This is a genomic window from Arthrobacter sp. CAU 1506 (assembly GCF_005047635.1).
Taxonomy (GTDB): Bacteria; Actinomycetota; Actinomycetes; order Actinomycetales; family Micrococcaceae; genus Crystallibacter.
Map to the genome: position 1 here is coordinate 41,510 of NZ_SUKC01000009.1, position 18,149 is coordinate 59,658.

At 67.4% G+C, this 18,149-nt stretch carries 15 protein-coding genes; 5 read left to right on the forward strand and 10 right to left on the reverse strand.

Annotation, left to right across the window (positions count from 1 at the left end; translation table 11 throughout):
- Positions 1-24: 24 nt before the first annotated feature.
- From E4J89_RS11420 to E4J89_RS11440, 5 genes are all read left to right on the forward strand, one after another.
- Positions 25-1,314, forward strand: a complete 1,290-nt coding sequence (locus tag E4J89_RS11420) for an MFS transporter (RefSeq protein ID WP_240691861.1) — start codon at positions 25-27, stop codon at positions 1,312-1,314.
- Positions 1,315-1,517: 203 nt separating this feature from the next.
- Positions 1,518-3,209 carry an FAD-dependent oxidoreductase gene (locus E4J89_RS11425; protein ID WP_136786268.1) on the forward strand — a complete coding sequence of 564 codons (1,692 nt, stop codon included), beginning with the start codon at positions 1,518-1,520 and terminating at the stop codon, positions 3,207-3,209.
- Complete coding sequence (locus E4J89_RS11430) at positions 3,206-4,450, forward strand: cytochrome P450 (RefSeq protein WP_136786269.1); 1,245 nt, start codon at positions 3,206-3,208, stop codon at positions 4,448-4,450. Before E4J89_RS11425 ends, E4J89_RS11430 begins: the two co-directional genes overlap by 4 nt.
- A gap of 154 nt (positions 4,451-4,604) precedes the next feature.
- Entirely contained in the window at positions 4,605-5,873 is a 1,269-nt protein-coding gene (locus tag E4J89_RS11435; RefSeq protein WP_136786270.1) for a hypothetical protein, read from the forward strand.
- 85 nt (positions 5,874-5,958) lie between these two features.
- Complete coding sequence (locus E4J89_RS11440; protein WP_136786271.1) at positions 5,959-6,414, forward strand: hypothetical protein; 456 nt, start codon at positions 5,959-5,961, stop codon at positions 6,412-6,414.
- Between the two features lie 4 nt (positions 6,415-6,418).
- On the opposite strand, the gene E4J89_RS11445 is transcribed toward E4J89_RS11440, so the two are convergent.
- The 10 genes from E4J89_RS11445 to E4J89_RS11490 all read right to left on the reverse strand — a co-directional run bounded on the left by E4J89_RS11445 (position 6,419) and on the right by E4J89_RS11490 (position 17,634).
- Positions 6,419-7,018, reverse strand: a complete 600-nt coding sequence (locus E4J89_RS11445) for a protoglobin domain-containing protein (RefSeq protein ID WP_136786272.1) — start codon at positions 7,016-7,018, stop codon at positions 6,419-6,421.
- 107 nt (positions 7,019-7,125) lie between these two features.
- Complete coding sequence (locus E4J89_RS11450; RefSeq protein WP_136786273.1) at positions 7,126-8,655, reverse strand: MFS transporter; 1,530 nt, start codon at positions 8,653-8,655, stop codon at positions 7,126-7,128.
- Positions 8,656-8,667: 12 nt separating this feature from the next.
- Positions 8,668-9,894, reverse strand: a complete 1,227-nt coding sequence (locus E4J89_RS11455; protein WP_136786274.1) for an amidohydrolase — start codon at positions 9,892-9,894, stop codon at positions 8,668-8,670.
- Positions 9,895-10,131: 237 nt separating this feature from the next.
- Positions 10,132-11,589, reverse strand: a complete 1,458-nt coding sequence (locus E4J89_RS11460) for a benzaldehyde dehydrogenase (protein ID WP_136786275.1) — start codon at positions 11,587-11,589, stop codon at positions 10,132-10,134.
- A 65-nt stretch (positions 11,590-11,654) separates the two neighbouring features.
- A complete protein-coding gene (locus tag E4J89_RS11465; protein WP_136786276.1) occupies positions 11,655-12,770 on the reverse strand; it encodes an NAD(P)-dependent alcohol dehydrogenase in 1,116 nt (371 codons plus the stop codon).
- Positions 12,771-12,908: 138 nt separating this feature from the next.
- Positions 12,909-13,988, reverse strand: coding sequence for a branched-chain amino acid ABC transporter permease (locus E4J89_RS11470; RefSeq protein ID WP_136786277.1), 1,080 nt, complete (start codon positions 13,986-13,988; stop codon positions 12,909-12,911).
- A 2-nt stretch (positions 13,989-13,990) separates the two neighbouring features.
- Entirely contained in the window at positions 13,991-14,857 is an 867-nt protein-coding gene (locus E4J89_RS11475; protein ID WP_136786278.1) for a branched-chain amino acid ABC transporter permease, read from the reverse strand.
- A gap of 7 nt (positions 14,858-14,864) precedes the next feature.
- Positions 14,865-15,593: an ABC transporter ATP-binding protein gene (locus E4J89_RS11480; RefSeq protein ID WP_136786279.1), complete on the reverse strand. Its 729-nt coding sequence runs from the start codon at positions 15,591-15,593 to the stop codon at positions 14,865-14,867.
- Complete coding sequence (locus E4J89_RS11485; RefSeq protein WP_136786280.1) at positions 15,590-16,330, reverse strand: ABC transporter ATP-binding protein; 741 nt, start codon at positions 16,328-16,330, stop codon at positions 15,590-15,592. The genes E4J89_RS11480 and E4J89_RS11485 overlap by 4 nt, the downstream gene beginning before the upstream one ends.
- A complete protein-coding gene (locus E4J89_RS11490) occupies positions 16,327-17,634 on the reverse strand; it encodes an ABC transporter substrate-binding protein (RefSeq protein ID WP_169303990.1) in 1,308 nt (435 codons plus the stop codon). Before E4J89_RS11490 ends, E4J89_RS11485 begins: the two co-directional genes overlap by 4 nt.
- Between the last annotated feature and the right edge of the window lie 515 nt (positions 17,635-18,149).

The window sequence follows — 18,149 nt, forward strand, 5'->3', positions numbered from 1 at the left end:
GCTGCCCCCGGCTAGGGTAGGCAAGTGAACTCCTTCCTCCGCAAGCCCTGGACCGGGCGGATCGGTGCGCTGCTGGGCATCTTGACCATGGCGCTGAGCTTGCGCGCCGCAGTCTCCGCCGTGGGCCCGCTGCTGGGTGAACTGGGCCCGGAACTGGGCTTCGACGCGACCACCATCGGTGCGCTGGCCATGCTGCCGCCGCTGGTCTTCGCGGCGGCCGGCCTCTGCACACCGGCGCTGATCCGCTGGCTCGGGCTGGAAAAGGTGCTGGTCGCGGCCGTGCTGCTGGCGGTCGCTGGCCAGGTGGGCCGCGCCGCCGTCGACGGGGTCTGGCCCTTCCTCGGTCTGAGCGCTGTGGTGATGGCCGGGTACGGCATGGGCAACGTGGTGCTGCCGCCGTTGGTGCGGAAATACTTCCCGGACCGCATCGGAGTGGTCACCGCCGGCTATGTGACGCTGCTGGCGATGGGCACCGCGATGAGCCCGCAGTTTTCGGTCCCGTTGGCCGAGGCTGCCGGCTGGCGGGTCTCGCTGGCGCTCTGGGCCTCGGTCAGCGCCGTGGTGCTGGTCCCGTGGGCAGTGCAGGCGGCACGCGACCGCCGTAAGGGCAAGACGTACGACGGCGGCACGCCGGCTCCGGCTGCTGCCTCGCCTGCAGCCGGAAAGCTGAACCCTTGGCGCTCGCCGGTGGCTTGGGGGCTGGCTATTTTCCTGGCCGGTAATTCCGCACAGACCTACGTGTACTTCACCTGGTTGCCGCCCTATCTCACCGCGCACGGCATCGACGCTGCGGCTGCGGGCTCGGCCTTGGCCTACTTCGCCATCCTGGGGCTGCCGGTCAGCCTGCTGGTGCCGCTGATTGTGCCCCGTCTGAAGCACCCGATCGCCGCGATCCTGGTGTTCACCATGTGCTGGATCGGCGGGCATGCGGGACTGCTGCTGTCGCCGGACAGCGGCACCTGGTGGTGGGTAACGCTGTCCGGGCTGGGTCAGGGCACCTTCGCCGTCGCGCTGCTGATGGTCAACCTGCGCTCGCGCACCGTCCACGGCTCGGCCGTGCTGTCCGGCTTCAGCCAGGGCCTCGGTTACGCCGGCGCCAGCGTTGCTCCGCTCCTGTTCGGAGTGGTCCACGAATCTACCGGCTCGTGGACTGCATCCTTTGCCATGCTGGGCGCCTGCATTGTGGTGATGCTGGTTGGAGCGGTCATGATCAACGGTCCGCGCTGCATTGAGGACCCCCCAGGAGCCGGCCTCAGGCGCAAGGCCGCGCTGAGTCCGGCGGCCGACACGGAGCGGCAAGACGCACACCGCTGACGCAGCGCGGAGGGCCCTTCCGCCGCGCCGTCCACCCGGCCTAGACTCGATTCACTTGAACATGAGTCACCTTGGGGCCCCTGCCCGGGCCCGCCTCGGGGCCTCACGGCCTGCCGGGACGGGGGCCGTCACGGTTTAGTCCTGAGAGGCACCGGCCGCATGGCGGATCACGGCCGGAAGCCGGCAAGAGGAAGAAGTGCGGCATGCGGATCGCCGTCGATCTCACAAAATGCCAAGGCTACGCCCAATGCGCCTTCCTGGCCCCGGAAGTCTTCCGCATCCAGGGGGACGAGGCGCTCACCTACGACCCGGACCCGGACGAAGCGCAGCGCATCAAAATCCGTCGGGCCGCTGCCGCGTGTCCGGTCCAGGCCATCAGCCTGGAGCACACGGACGGGCCGAACGAATCGCAGCATCCGGAAGGACGGCCGGGGACAGCTGGCGTCGCCGGTGACGGCCACGGCAACTCGTTCAAGAAAACGGGCCGGATCGTCATTGTCGGTGCATCGTTGACGGGGTTGCACGCGGCGGAGCGGCTGCGTGAGGAAGGCTTCACCGGCCCGCTGACCTTGGTCGGCGAGGAACCCCACGAGCCCTACGACCGGCCGCCGCTGTCCAAACAACTCCTGGCCGGGACGATGAGCTCGGCAGATACTTCGTTGCCCCAACGCCGGGACATCGCGGCCACCTGGCGGCTGGGAGTCGCGGCGACCGGGCTGGACCTGCGGGCCAAGCACGTCCGGCTCGCCGACGGGAGCCGGGTCGGCTTCGACAAGGTGCTGATCGCCACCGGACTGCGCTCCCGGCCCTGGCCGAACCCTGCCGAGGCAGCGCTGGAAGGAGTCTTGACGTTGCGCACCCGGGAGGACGCGTCGAAGCTCCGGCAGTTCCTGGCCGGGCGACCCCGCCGGGTGCTGGTCATCGGCGCCGGGTTCATCGGCTGCGAGGTCGCGTCCGTGTGCCGTGAACTCGGTCTCCCGGTCACCGTTGCCGAGGCCGGGCCGGCGCCCTTGGTCGCGGCCCTCGGCGGTACGATCGGCGCCATAGCCGGCGACCTGCAGCTCGAGAAAGGCGTGGACCTGCGCTGCGGCGTCCGGGTCACTTCCCTCGAAGGGGATGCCGCAGGGCAGCTGCGCCGGGCCGTCTTGTCCGACGGGACAACGGTTGAGGCCGACGTGGCGGTCGCCGCGCTGGGCTCGGTCCGCAATGTCGAATGGCTCGCAGACTCCGGGTTGGCCTGCGGCGTGTGGGGAGTCGCCTGCGACGCCGGCTGCCGCGCTTTCGACGCGAACGGCCTGGTCACCGATGACGTCTTCGTGGCCGGGGACATAGCGCGCGCCCCGCAGCCGATGTACGGCTACCAGTTCCTGGCCATGGAGCACTGGGGCAACGCCATCTCGCAGGCCGAGGTTGCTGCGCACAATATGGTCAGCCGCGAGACCGAACGCTGGCCGCATCTGGCGGTGCCGCAATTCTGGTCGGTCCAGTTCGGCACCGAAATCAAGAGTGTGGGGGTTCCCTCGGCCGCCGATGAAGTCGCCATCGTCCAAGGATCGGTGGTACAGCGGCGCTTCCTGGCCGTCTACGGCTACAAGGGCCGCATTGTGGCGGCTGTTGCCTTCAACCAGAACAAGTGGCTCGAATTCTACGAACCGTTGATCGAACAGGCCGCGCCCTTCCCGCCGGCCTTCCACCACGTGGACGAGTCGGCCGATGGGCACGCCGTGCCGGCCGGCTTCAGGCCGGCGGTCAGCCCCACCCAGGACGCAACCGTCGTCGTGACCGGCCACGACCCCAACGAACGCCGCGCCCGACTGACCCACCCTGCCGCCGGCGACACACCGTCCCGGAGGCCGGCGGAAACCGCGCAACGATCAAAGGAGCATTCGCTATGACCCCCGCCAGCTCATGGGAGCAGGTCCTCGACTACTCCAACCGGGCCAACCCCTACCCGTTTTATGCTGACCTCCGCAAAACACCGGTGACGCGGCTGCCGGACGGAACCTATCTGGTCAGCACCTACGCCGAGGTCGTCTCGCTGTTGCACGATCCGCGGGTCAGCTCCGAGATCAGCCGCAATCCTGCCGCAGCCGCAGCCGGTGTCTCCGGGGACCAGGGCGACGGCGCCGACATGACGCCAACGTTCCTGAGCATGGATCCGCCCGACCACGATAAGTTCCGCCGGATGACCATGCGCCACTTCGGGCCGCCGACGACGCCCGGCCGGATCGCCGGGATGGAGCCACGGATGAAGGAAATCGTCACCGGCCTGATCGACAAGATGGCGGGTCGCAGCAGGATCGACGTCGTCGATGAACTGGCCTATCCGCTGCCGGTCACGGTGATCTGCGAGCTGCTCGGCGTGCCTGAGAGCGACGAGCAGCGCTTTCGGGTCTGGGTGGACGTTGCCCTGCAATCCACTGATCCGGGTCTGGACCCTGAAACCCAGCAGAAAAAGCGCGCGGAAGCCGGTGCGGAGCTGCGCGCCTTCATGGAAGAACTGGTCGAGTCCCACCGAAAGTCACCGGGCGACGACATGCTCTCGGCCATGGCCACCGACGACGGGCCGGAAGGCAGCATGCCGGCGGATCAGCTGGTGGGCACCGGCCTCCTGCTGCTCATTGCCGGACACGAAACCACCGTGAACCTCATCGCCAACGGCGCTCTGACCCTGCTCCGCCACCCGCACCAGCTGGAGCGACTGCGCAACGACCCCGAGCTGGCCATCCCGATGGTGGAGGAACTGCTGCGCTATGAACCGCCGGTGCATTTCGTCCCGTTCCGCACAGCCCTCGACGATATCGACATCGCCGGCACGACCATCCCGGCCGGAGCTTCCTTCACGCTGCTCCTGGCCGCAGCCAACCGGGACCCGGCCCACGTCACTGACCCCGACCTCTTCATTCCGGACCGGCCCAACAACGGCCACCTAGGCTTCGGCGGCGGCATCCACCTCTGCTTCGGAGCACCCCTGGCCCGGTTGGAAGCCCAGATCGCCCTCGCCGCATTCGCCAGCAGAATCGAGAACCCGAGGCTGGTGGACGACCCGCCGGAATACCGGCCCAGCCCCTTCCTGCGGGGGCCTTCCCACCTCCCGATAGACATCGACGGCATCGCCGGGACTGGAACGCGCTGAGGCCGGCCGCGGATACCCCCTGCAGCCCTCCTGCTGCTGCCGCCGCCGTGCCCGCGAGAGGTGCCGGCCTCAGGAATTCCCAAGGTGCGGGGCAGATTTTGCGGTTACTGTGAGCCATCGGTAAGAGCACATGGGGATGTTTGGGGGAACCGAAATGTTGTCTAGCCGCCTTGATGAGGTGCGTCCGCAGCGCACACGCACCTCGCGGATTCTGGCCTATACGGCCGCGGCATCCGCCTTTGCGTTGACCGGGGCGTTGATTGCGGGCACCGCGGCGCCGGCTGCGCCGGGCGGCTTCTCCTCGCCGTCAGCCAGTCCGTCAGCGAACCCGTCGCCTCATCCGACGCTGCGGACCATCGCCGTCGTCAAGCCGCTGGTCGTCAGCGGGACCGCCCGCTATGACAGCACCATCAAGGCAACTGGAGCGTGGACGCCCGGATCCAACGCGACTTACCAGTGGTACCGGAACTCTGTTGCCATCAAGGGTGCAACCGGCACATCCCTGAGGCTGGGCACGGCTGACATCCGGGCCAAGATCCATGTGGTGGCTGTGGTCAAACTCTCCGGCTACGCCACCCGAACGGACACCTCATCGTCGGTCACGGTGGGTCCGGCACTCTTCACATCCGCGCCTGCCCCGACGATCTCCGGAACGGCGAAGGTGGGGCACAAGCTTACGGTGTCGGCGGGAGCATGGGCGCCGGCTGCGGCAACCCTCGGTTACCAGTGGTACCGCAACGGCCAGGCGGTCAGTGGGGCAACCGCGGTGACTTATACCTTGACGGCGGCGGACAAGGGGGCCGACCTCAAGGCCCGGGTGCGCGCGGCTAAGGGCGGCTACACCACCACGGACAGGCACAGCGCCCCGGTCAAGGTCGCCGCAGGAACCATCAGCGCCACCAAAGCCTTCAAGATCAGCGGTACCGCCCGGTACGGCAGTACGTTGAAGGTCTCGCAAGGCTGGACGCCGGGCGTCAAGATCACCTACCAGTGGTACCGCAACGGAAAGCCGGTAAAGGGTGCCACCAAGTCGTCGTTCGCCTTGTCTGCAAAGGACATCGGCGCCAAAATTACGGTCCGGGCCACCGTCACCAAGCCCGGCTACTCCTCCCGAGCAGTCACCGCCAAGGCTGTCTCCGTGGGTAAAGCGGTGTTCAGCGTGAAAACGGCGCCGAAAATCACGGGCACCAAAAAGGCGGGGGCCATCCTACGGGCCACCACTGGATCGTTCTCGGCGAAGCCGACCTCCTACGGCCACCAGTGGTACCGCAACGGCAAACCAATCAGCGGAGCGAAGAAATCCAGCTACCGGGTGGTCAAGGCCGACCGAGGCCAGAAGATCAGCGTCCGCGTCACCGCGAAGAGGACGTACTACGTCAACAAGACGGCACGCAGCGCGTCCGTGCGGATCGCAGCCCGCTAGGCGCCGAGTGCTCCTGACCTGACAGGCGACGACGGCGGGGCTGCCTTGCCCGGACGTAGGATGGGTCCGGATAAGGAGGCCCATCATGGATCGCCTGCGTATTGCGGCACGGCTGGTGCTGCCGGCCCTCTGGCTGGGCCTGATCATCGGCATTTCGCTGATCGAGGCCCCGCTGAAGTTCCAGGCTCCCGGCATCACCATTCCGCTGGGGCTGGGCATCGGCCGGCTGGTGTTCACGGCGATGAACATTGTGGAGCTGGTGCTGGCCGGGCTGCTGGTGCTGTCCCTGGTGGGGCAGCGCGTGGACCGCAGGTTCTGGGCTCTGGTGGGAGGCGCCGTCGTCGTGCTGTTGGCCAAAGTGATGGTGATCCGGCCGCTGCTCAACCGCCGGACTGACATGGTGCTGGCAGGCACCGACGACGGCGGGTCCGCGCTCCACTATGTGTACATCGCGGCGGACGGCGTCCTGATCATTCTGCTGGTCTTGATGCTGGTCGCCGCAGCACGCCGCTGGGTGCCGACGCCCGCCGGCCGCCCCTGACCGGTTACCACTCGCCCGGGAGCGCGTAGGGCCGGGACCAGAGTGCAATCTGCAGGATCACTGCCTTCAGCCAGGCCTGCATCATGGCATCCACGTCCTGCGCGGAATCACTTCCGCGGGACAGGAAAGGCCGCATGGTGGTGACCACCGGCCCGATCAGTGCGATCAGGTACCGCAGCGGGACCACCTGGGTGGAGCCTACGTGGTCCGTGTCGTTCTTGTGCTCGGGGGTGTGCCGCAAGGCAATCTCGTTCTGGTAGTCCAACCACTCCTGGTCATAGGGCTTGGTGCAGGTGTCCCGGATCCACTGGCCGAACCGCAAACGGACAGCCCCCAGATACTCTGCGATCGGCGGGCCGTCTGGACGGGAGAAATGCTCCACCAGATGGGGCTGGCTCGCGATGAAGCTGTACCAAACATCGAGTATCTCCTCGACCTGGTCGTCGAGGACCGCTCCGGCCCGGCGCAGCATGGCGGCATCCTCCTCACCGAACATGGCGCTGGCCTTGAGCTCGTCAAGTTCGGCCAGTGTGACCGGTGACTGGGCCACCGTGCCGTACTCGTAACCCGGGATGTCGGAACCGCTGGATGCATGGACTGACATGGCAGTGCCTCCGTTGAAGGGGTGAATGCATGGTGCCCGAACCGCCATTGATACTCCCGCCCGGCAGCGGGGTCAACGCCCCGCCGGGCTGCTGGATCCGGACGAACCTAGTTGCCGAAAGCAGGTGGTGCGACCTCGTCCGGCCGGGCTTCTTGCTCCTTTTTGCTGCGCTCGGACGGCACGGTGACGATGATCGAGGCGATGGCGACGACCACCATGAACACGTTGAACAGCAGTCCGACGGCGCCGCCGAAGCGCAGCGCCACGTTGTCTTGGCGGCCGAGGAAGATGCCCCAGGACTGGATGATTTGCGGGTCCACCGCTTGGGCCGCCACGTACAGGGCAGCGGAAATGGCGACGCCGATCGCATTGCCGAGCGAGGACGCCATCTTGTAGATGCCGGAAGCGGCGCCCACTTGGGCATCCGGGACGTTGGACAGCGCCGCATCGGTGGACGGGGTGGCGTAGAAACCCAGGCCCACACCGAAGAGCGTGAATCCGATGACGGTGAGCACGATGTACTCGCCGATGCGCAGGAAGGTGGTGGAGCACAGCAGGATCCCGATTCCGGTGATCATGCTGCCCCACAGCATGGGCTTCTTCGGACCGAACCGCTGCAGCAGCTTCTCACCCACGCGGATGGTGGCCAGGATGGCGATCAGATAGCCGAGCGTCATCAGGCCCGACTGCAGCGAATTTAACCCGGCGGCGACCTGGACCAATCCCAGCGAGACGATCAGGGTGCCCGCGGCGCCGTTGAGCAGGAAGTTGGACAACGTTGCGCCGGTGAAGGTGCCGTTGCTGAACAGCTTCAAGTCCACGAACGCGAAGCTGCGGTGGGTCTCGATCTGCAGGAAGAGCAAGCCGAACACCACGAACGCGGCCACCAGGCTCAGCCCGGTCCAGCTGAACCAGCCGATTGCCGGGCCCTGCGAAATGTAGACGTTGATGGCCACCAGCATGATGATGAAGCACGCCAGGCCGGCCCAATCGAAGTGGCGCTCGCCGGCGTTGGGGTCGACGGGGGCACGCGACTCCGGCGTACCCCTGAGCAGGAACAGGGCCAGCACGGACAGCACAATCGAAATCCAGAAGATGGACCGCCAGCCCAGGAAGGACGAGGCCATCAGCCCGCCGAACAGTGCGCAGAATCCTGAACCGCCCCAGGAGCCGATGGACCAGAACGACAGCGCGCGCTGCCGGTCCTTGCCCTCGTAGTAGCTCTTGATCAAAGCCATGGTGGAGGGCATGATGCATGCCGCGGAAAGTCCCTGGATGGCGCGGCCGCCGAGCAGCATGAAGTCCGTCAGCCCGCCGAGGTTTTCCGGCGTCAGCGCGATCAGCAGCGACCCCAGGATGCTCAGGTAGATGCCGACGAACATGATCTTGGCGCGGCCGATCCGGTCGGCAAGGCCGCCGGCGACCACGATGAAGATCCCGGAGAACAGCGACGTGATCGAGACGGCCAGGTTGGCCAGCGTTTGTTCGACGCCGAGCTGGTCCTTGATGCCGGGGATGACATTGAGCAGTGTCTGGGCGAAGAGCCAGAAGTTGATGACGGCCAGGACGATGCCCAGCAGCCACTTGTCGGTCGGTTTCCAATCGGTCCGGACCGGGACAGATGTTGATGAGGTCATGGGAAACAACCCCTACGGTGCCAAGTACGCCAGCGCGGCAACGACCTGAGTCTGGGTGGCGACCGAGAGTGTCGGGTCGATGGCGGGGGCGAAGAACGGTGAATGGTTCGCCGGAATGTCCTCGGAGACGGTGCCCTTCTCCACGGCTTTCCGGTAGATGTCGGCCGGCACGGAGCCGACCGTCCAGTAGCTGTACGGAACCCCGAACGCGTCCGGAATCCGGCTGAAGTCCTCGGAGGCCGTGACCGGCTCGGCGTGGAAGACCCGGTCGGCACCGAAATGCTCGGTGAACGCGGCAGTGATCTTCTGGGTGGTTTCCGCGTCGTTGCTGGTCAGCGGGAACTGGTCGTAGTACTCGAAGTCAGGGTCGCGGGGCGATCCGGCGGCCGCGCACTCGCCGCGGACAATCCGTTCGATCGAGGCCATGATCCGTTCCCGCAGTGCCACATCGTAGGTGCGCAGGTTCAGCAGCAGCTCCGCACGGTCCGGAATGATGTTCGATTTGGTGCCTGCGTTGGAGGCGCCGACGGTCACCACCGCGAACTCGCCCGGCTTGGTCTCGCGGGACACGATGGTCTGCAGCCGCAGCACAATCGAGGCCGCCAGCACCACCGGGTCCACCGCATTATGTGGCATCGAGCCGTGCGCCCCGCGGCCGTGGACCGTGACTTTCAGGGAGTCGCCGGCCGAGAGGATCGGTCCCGCCGTCGTGCCCACAGTGCCCGCCTCGAACGGCATCACATGCTGGGCGAAGGCGACGTCGGGCTGGGGCAGTTTGTCGGTCAGGCCGTCGGCCACCATCGCCTGCGCACCGGCGGCTACCTCTTCGCCGGGCTGGAAGAGCGCCACGTAGGTGCCGGCCCACCCAGCCCGGTGCGTGGCCATCAGCTTGGCCGCCCCCAGCAAGGAGACCACGTGCAGGTCATGGCCGCAGGCGTGCATCACCCCCGTGGTTTCGGAGGCATAGTCCAGTCCGGTGGCCTCGGCTACCGGCAGCGCATCCGTGTCAGCTCTGGCCAGCACGGTGCGGCCCGGACCGTTCTCCAAGACACCGACGATGCCGGTGCCGCCGATGCGCTGGACCTGGTATCCGAAGCCGGCCAGTTCGCTTTCGATCCGGCCCGCTGTGCGGTGTTCTTCCATGCTGAGCTCGGGGGCCCGGTGCAGTTCTTTGTACAGGTCCCGTTGCCAGTCCAGCCCCTGTTCAAGCGAAGCGAAAACGTCGTCCGGGATGGCCATAGTGCCCTCTTCTCCTCCGCCGGCACGGGAAGCGCGCAGGCACGCGGCTCCCGGAGGCCCGGTTTCCCTTAACGTAGACCCGCGCCTGCCCGCAGACAACGACGCCGGTGCCTCGGTGGGGTGCGAAACCCACTGAGGCACCGGCGTCGTGATGGTGCACGTCAGGCGGCGTAGTACCGCCTGGCCCGTGCAGCCTGGACGGTCAGTTTGGCGCCAGCTGTAGCGCCAGCCGCCTGGTTAGAAGGGGTAGTTGGCGATGTCCGGGCGGACGGTGAGCCATTGGAGTTCGGTGAAGGAGTCCATGTTGGCTTGGTGGCCGCCGATCCGTGAGCCGTTGCCGGAGTTCTTGGTGCCGCCGAACGGGGAGTTGGCTTCGTCGGAGACTGTTTGTTCGTTGATGTGGACCTTGCCGGAGTCCACCCGGTCGGCGACCTGCATGGCCAGTCCGACGTCGCCGAGGATGGAGAGGGAGAGACCGTATTCGTTGGCGTTGGCCAGTTCCACGGCTTCGTCGATGGTGGAGAACTTGATCACCGGGGCGACGGGGCCGAAGATTTCGTCCTTCCACGCGGTGTTGTCCGGGTCGAGGTCGGCGAGCACGGTGGGGGAGTAGAACGGGCCGTCGTTGGTGCCGCCGGCGGCCAGCCGGGCGCCGGCGGCGACCGCGTCCTGCACGATCGAGTCGATGCGCTTGAGCTGGTTCTCGTCGATGATCGGGCCGAGCGCGACGGTGCCGGTCTTCGGGTCGCCGACGGGCAGGTGCTGGGCCTTTTCGGCGAGGGCAGCGACGTAGTCCTCGTAGATGTCTTCGTGCACGATGTGCCGGCCGGTGGTCATGCAGATCTGGCCCTGGTGCATGAACGAGCCGAACGCGGCGGCTGACGCGGCCTTGGCCAGATCGGCGCCGGGGAGGACGATCATGGCGTTGTTGCCGCCCAGTTCCAGATGCGCGCGCTTGAGGTTGCGGGCGGCGGATTCGCCGATCTTGCGGCCGGCGGCGGTGGAGCCGGTGAAGGAGATGACCCGGACCTCGGGGGCTTCGACCACGGCGGCGCCGATGTCCGCGCCTCCGGGCAGCAGGGACAGCAGGCCGGCGGGCAGGCCGGCTTCTTCGAAGATCCGCATCAGGCTCACGCCGCCGCAGACGGCGGTGCGGGGGTCGGGCTTGAGCAGTACCGCGTTGCCCAGCGCCAGGGCCGGGGCGACGGCGCGGATGGAGAGGATCAGCGGGAAGTTGAACGGGGCGATCACGGAGACCACGCCGACCGGGCGGCGGCGGGCGAAGGACCAGCGGTCTTCGTTGGAGGTGAGTACGTCGCCGGCCGGCAGCGAGGGCAGCGCGGCGGCCTCGTAGCATTCGTTGGCGGCGATGTGGGTTTCCAGTCCGGCCTTGGGGCCGATGCCGCCGGATTCGCGCACGATCCAGGACTGGATTTCCTCGGCGTGTTCTTCCCACAGCGCGCCGGCGCGGCGCAGCACCGCGGCGCGTTCTTCGGGCTTGCGGGACGCCCATTCCTTCTGCGCGGCGGCAGCAACGGCCGCGGCCTCGTGCACGTCCTCGACCGAGGCCACACCGTATGTGCCTAGCGTCTCGCCGGTGGCCGGTTCCACCGAGGACGCGGTGCCGGCACCGCCCTCGCGCCAGCCGTTGAGGTAGATCTTGCCCTCCCACAGGGAAGCATCAAGCAGGGACATAGCCCGTCCTTTCAATCATTGGGTAGTTACATTCCGGCCGCGGCGAAGCGGCCAGGGTCTGGGTATTAGCCGGCGACCTTCAGTACGGCCTTGATGGTGCTGCCGGAGGTGGAGTCGCCAACGGCGGTGTCGATCTGGTCGAAGTCGTAGTACTTCACCAGCTTGTCGAACGGGAACCGCCCGGCCTTGTACAGTGCGATCAGGCCGGGGATCAGCTGTGCCGACGTGCTGGAGCCGCCCAGCGTGCCGATGATGCGCTTGCCCCAGAGCGTGCGCAGGTGGTCCACCGAGAACCGCGCCTCGGCGGGCGCCCCGCCGATCAGGATCAGCGTTCCCAGCATGCCCACCGCATCCGCGGCTTCCTCCAGCACCTTGATGTTGCCGGTGCACTCCAGCACGTAGTCGGCCGGACCGCCGCAAATCCGCTGGATTTCTTCCAGTGCGTTGGTCTTGCCGGAGTTGATGGTGTGCGTAGCCCCGAGTTCGCGCGCCAGTTCCAGCCGCGAATCGTGCAGGTCGATGGCGATGATGGTGGCCGCCGGCGTGTTCGTTGCGGCCATGATGGCGGCCAGTCCCACGGCGCCGGCACCGTAGACCACCAGCGACTGGCCCGGTTCGGGCTTGGCGGTGTTGAAGACCGCGCCCGCGCCGGTGGTGATGCCGCAGGCCAGCGGTCCCACCAGCTCCAGCGGGATGTCCTGGTCCACCTTCACCAGCGAGGTTGCCAATGCCAGCGAGTAGTCCGCGAACGAGGACTGCCCGAAGAAGTGGCCGGAAATCTTGCTGCCGTCGGCCCGGGTGTAGCCGGACTTCCCGGCGTCCGGCCCCTTGAACCGCGAACCGCTGACCAGCGCCTCGCCCAGCCGCAGGCAGTAGCGGTGCTCGCCGCGCAGACAGTTCTTGCACTCGCCGCAGTACGGCCAGCCCATGATCACGTGGTCACCGACGGCAACGTTGGTGACGCCGGCGCCAATGGCCTCCACCACGCCGGCGCCTTCATGGCCCAGTACCCCCGGCAACGGCAGCGGCATGTCCCCGGCCTGCGTGATCAGGTCGGTGTGGCAGAGCCCGACGGCGGCCACCTTCACCAGCACTTCGCCCGGCCCGGGCGCATCCAGTTCCAGCTGCTCGCGGACGAACGGGGCGTTTTTCTCCTCGACTACCAGCGCATTGATCTTCATGTCCTGCTCCTAGTCCTCTGGAAGTTTGTTGATACGTCAATCATTAGTCCAACGGACGACGACGGTGCAAACTCTCCGGCGCGGCGCCACCGCGCAGAGTCCATGACTCCCGGGGCGCCGGCCGGACGCCTTCCCTGTCTACCGCAGGTTCGGCGGCAGCGTCCATGGCTGGTTGAGCCGGTAGCCGACGGGGAAGAGCTGGATGCCGGTTTTGTTGGTGACGGTGCCCCAGAGGCCGCGGGGTAGCCAGATGGCTCCGGCCACGCCAATGGCGCCGAGGATGATCATGTACCAGGAGCCGTAGCCGGCGAGCAGTTGCTGGAGTGCGTAGAACACGATGGCGCCGAGTAGCGGGCCTTCGAGGTAGCCGATGCCGCCGATGATCACGATGAAGATCATGTAGGCGGACCACTGGACGGAGAAGATGGCGTTGGGCTGGACGCTGAGCGAGTCGATGATCAAGATGCCGCCGGCGGCGCCGCAGCCGGCAGCGGACACCAGGTAGACCAGGCGTTTGGACCAGGTGACGTCCACGCCGTTGGCGCGGGCTGCGGTTTCGTCGTCGCGCACCGCGGTCAGTGCCAGCCCGGTGCGGCCGCGCATCAGCAGGTAGCAGCCCAGGATGGTCAGCGCGGCCAGGGCCAGCGCGGCCCAGTAGGTCAGCGCGCCGCGCAGCACCGGGTCCATCCCGTTCAGGCCGGGCAGGGACATGCCGCTTGGCCCGCCGAGGCTGTCGAAGCGGATGATGATCAGCCGGTAGACCTCGGCGATGACCCAGGTGCCGACGGCGAAGTAGTCGCCGCGCAGGCGGAAGGCCAGCCAGGAGGTGGGGATGGCGAACACCGAGCAGGTCAGCGCTGCCAGGGGCAATGCCACGAACGGGTTGATGCCCATGTTGGCGAACGCCAGGACGGTGTAGGCGCCCACGCCGACGAAGGCCTGCTGGCCCACCGAGACCATGCCGCCGAAGCCGGCGAGCAGGTTCCACATGCTGGCCATGATCAGCAGCACGAAGAAGGTGACCATGGAGCTGGTGGTGCCGGCGAACGCGATGTAGGGCAGCGCGGCGAGGACGATGACGGCCAGCGCCAGCACACCGGCACTGGCTTTGGAAGCGCGTCCGGCGCGGGTGACCAGGGCGCCTGGAAGTGGCGGGGCGGCAGAGGCGGCGACCGGCGTCGTCGTACCTTCGGTGGTTGGCGGGGTGGTGCGTGCCATGGTCACACCGTCCTTTGCGGGATCAGGCCCTGGGGGCGGAAGGCGAGCACGGCCAGGAAGACCAGGTGCCCGGCCAGGATGGTGAAGGACGGGTCCAGGTGGGCGGCGAAGGCCTGGGTCAGGCCGAGGACGACGCCGCCGGCCAGGGTGCCCCAGAGCGAGCCGAGGCCGCCGATGACCACTGCCTCGAACGCGAAGATCAGCTGGGTGGGTCCGATCGACGGATCGAAGGAGGACCGTGCACCGGACATGATGCCGGCCAGCGCCACGGTGCCGAACGCGATGGCGGTGGCGATCGCGTACAGGTGTTTGGAGTTGGCGCCCACCAGCGAGGCGGTGTCGGCGTCGTCGGAGACCGCGCGCATCATCTTCCCCGTCCGGGTGCGGGAGAGGAAGAGTTGCACGCCCACGATCACCACGACGGCCAGGATCAGTGTCAGCAGGCCCAGGTAGGAGATGGAGAGCTGGTTATTGAGGTGGAAGGCGCCGGTATTCAGCACGCCCATGTCAATGGTGCGTGTGTCGGCGGAGAAGCCTTCCAGCAGCCCGTTCTGGATGACGATGGACAGCCCGAACGTCACCAGCAGGGCGGAGAGCGGGCCGGCCTTGAGGCTGCGGCTGAACAGGCTGCGGTGGATGCCGTAGCCGATCACGGCGAAGAGGGGCAGGGTGACCAGCACGACCAGCCAGAGCGGGAACATGGTGCCGCCGAGCAGCACCAGGACCAGGTAGCCGGCGATCACGGCCAGGTCGCCGTGGGCCAGGTTCACCATGCGCATCACGCCGAACATGATGGACAGGCCGGCGGCGAACAGGGCGTAGAGGCCGCCGAGCATCAGCCCCTGCACCAGGGTATTGAGCAGATCCATGGGGTAGTCAGTTTCCTTCCGGGCCGCCGCCGGCATGGGCCAGGCCGAAGTAGGCCTGTTCCACTTGGGCGGGGGTCAGATCTTGCGGGCTGCCGGTGAGTACGGTGCGGCCCTCGAGCAGGCAATGCACCAGGTCCGCGGCGGCCAGGGCCTGTGAGACGTCCTGTTCGACCAGCAGCACGGCGGTGCCGCGCTCGACGATCCGCGGCAGCAGCGCGTACATCTGCTTGACCACGGCCGGGGCCAGGCCGAGGGAAAGTTCGTCGATCAGCAGCACCTTGGGGTTGGCCACCAGGGCCCGGCCGATGGCGACCGCCTGCTGCTGGCCGCCGGAGAGCGAGGCGGAGTTTTGCCGGGCGCGTTCGCGCATCCACGGGAACAGCTCCATCACCGCGTCCACGTTCCACGGACCGCTGCCGGCCCGATAGGTGCCGGTCTCCAGGTTCTCTTGCACGGACAGCGATTTGAACAGCCGGCGGCCCTCGGGCACCAGCGAGATGCCCTGGGCCACCCTGCGGTGGGCGGGCAGCCGCGTGATGTCTTGGCCGCCCAGCCGAATGGTGCCGGCGGTGGGCAGGTGCGAGCCGGCGATGGCCCGCATCAGGGTGGATTTGCCGGCTCCGTTGGCGCCGATCACCGCCACCGTGGCACCGGGTTCCACGGACAGGCTGAAGCCGCGGACGGCGTGCAGCTGGCCGTGGTGGACGTCCAGGTTTTCAACTTCCAGCAGCGTCACGCTGCCCCCTCTTCTGTTTCAGGGCCGCCGAAGTACAGCTCCAGCACCTGCGGATCGGCCAGCACGGTGGCCGGGTCGCCGTCGGCAATGAAACGGCCGCCGGCCAGGCAGAGCAGCCGGTCCACCGACTTCACCAGGGCGTGGACCACGTGTTCGATCCAGACCACAGCCACACCGCGGGCCTTGACCTGGCCGATCAGCTCGACCAGTTCGAGCACTTCGGGCTCGGTCAGTCCGCCGGCGACTTCGTCCAGCAGCAGCAGCTTGGGTCCGGTGGCCAGGCCGCGGGCCACCTCCAGGCGCTTGCGCTGCAGCAGTGACAACGAGCCGGCACGCTGGTTAGCCGCGGCCGCCAGGCCGCATTCGGCCAGAACGTCGGCGGCCTGCTGTTGGGCAGCACGGCCGTGCAGGCCCGAGCCCTGGGCGGCGGAGACGAGGACGTTTTCGAACACGGTCATTCCCTCGAAGGGCCGCGGCACCTGGTAGGTGCGGCCGATGCCGGCCCGGCAGCGCTGGTGCGCGGGACGTGCGGTGACATCCTCGCCGTCGAAAGTGACCCGGCCGGCGTCGGGCTTCAGATCTCCGGAAACCATCGCGAACAGCGATGACTTGCCGGCACCATTGGGGCCGACGATGCCGACGGCTTCGCCTTCCCCAACGGTGAGGTCAAGCGCTTCGGCCACCACTACCTGGCCGAAGCGCTTGTCCAGTCCGGACAGTTGGAGCAAAGGACTCACGCGTTGGTCGCCTCGAGATCGCCGCCCACCGGAACGTCCGGGTTGGGGGTGTTGTCCACGATGGTGATGTCCCAGTCGAACTTGGTGCCCTTGCGCCACTGGCCGCCCACCGGGTGCTGGACGGCGATGCCCGGCTCCGGTCCCTTGGTGAAGTCCAGCGGGCCGGACATGCCTACGGTGTTCATGTTGCGCAGCTTGTCCGCCACGTCGTCGCGGTCCTTCGGGTCGCTGGCCTGCTTGAAGCCTTCGACCGCCAGCTCGAACAGCGAGTAGACCGAGCCCAGGGCCTGGGTCCACTGGTTGCCGGTCTCCTCGGCGAAGCCGTCGGCCAGCTGCTGCGCGGTGGTACCGTCCAGCGAGGACTTGTACGGGTGGTACGGGCTCCACCAGATGTCGGTGGCGATGTTGTTGGACAGCTTGCCCAGCGCCTCGGCCTCGGACGGGAACAGCATCACCTTGGCGACGGTGGCCAGCTTCGGCCGGTAGTCCTGCTGCGCGGCCTGCTTCCAGAAGGTCTGGAAGTCCGGCGGGATCGGGGTGCAGGTGAACAGCTCCGCGTTCTCGGCCTTGAACTTGGCAATCTGCGAGCTGTAGTCGCTGGCGCCGTTCTGGAAGGCGCCGCCGTCGATCATCTTGAAGCCCTGGGCCTCGGCCAGCGGGGTCAGGCCCTTGCGGAAGGCGTTGGCGTCGGTGTCGTCCGGCCACAGCGCCGCGACGTTCTGGTTCGCCACGTCCATGCGCTTCCACATCGGGGTGAAGCAGTCGGCGAATTCCTGCATGCCGAAGAAGAACAGGGTGGTGTACTTGAAGCCCTCGCCGGAGACGCCGCTGCGGCCGTGGAACCACGCCTCCCACGGCGCGATCGTGGTGATGTTCGGGACGCCGGAGGCTTCACACTGGTCGGCGACCGGGTTGGTGGTGTCCGGGGTGCCGGAGCCGACGACGATGTCCACCTGGTCCTGGGTGATCAGTTCCTTGGTGACGGCGGTGGCGCGGGTGGAGTTGGACTGGGTGTCCTTGACGACGATTTCGATCTGCCGGGTGGAGCCGCCGGCGGTGAACCCCTTGGCCAGCGCCTGCTGGACCTGCTTGACCACGTAGTTGTCCGCGCTGGCGAAGCTGGCCAGCGGGCCGGTCTGCGGGCTGACGAAACCGATCTTGAGCACGTCGCTGGTGCCGCTCGCCGAGCCCTTGAGGCCACCGCAGGCCGTGAGCGTGGAGGCGCCGCCGATCGCGGCGGCGCTCAGGCCCAGGACCTTGAGCAGCTGGCGGCGGTCCATGCCGCCGACGATCGTTTTGGACATACGTGTCTCCTTTGACGCACAAAAAAGTGAACGGGGATGAGCGCCGGACACGAACCCGGCGTAACCGTCGAATGAACAAAGAACATTGCTGAATGAACACTGACCACACCAAGATATGGTGCACATCACCGTAGGTCAAATGGTCTGCATCACATTCGCGTCACGATGCGGGAAGGCCCTGGGTGGCGCCGTAGGACCGTCCTGTATCCGGCGGGCCGGCGTCCGGGCGTGACCGCGGGGCGGCGTGGTCGTCGGAGAACCGGTGATCGGCGTGGCCGTCGGGCTGGCGTGGTCGTCGGGCGGCCGGTGTCCGGTGTGGTTGTCACCGTTCCGCGGGCAGGATGCGCCACATTGTCGCCCACTGGTAAGCAAAGCTGGCGCTGCTTCGGTCAGCTGGTCCATATCACTGCGGAGCTACAGCGCCAGCAAGAGGAAAGCTGGCCCTTCCAGGGTGAATGTGGCGCCCACTGTACAAGCGGGGAGTATCTCGCGACGAGCGGCCCCCGCTAGCGGGA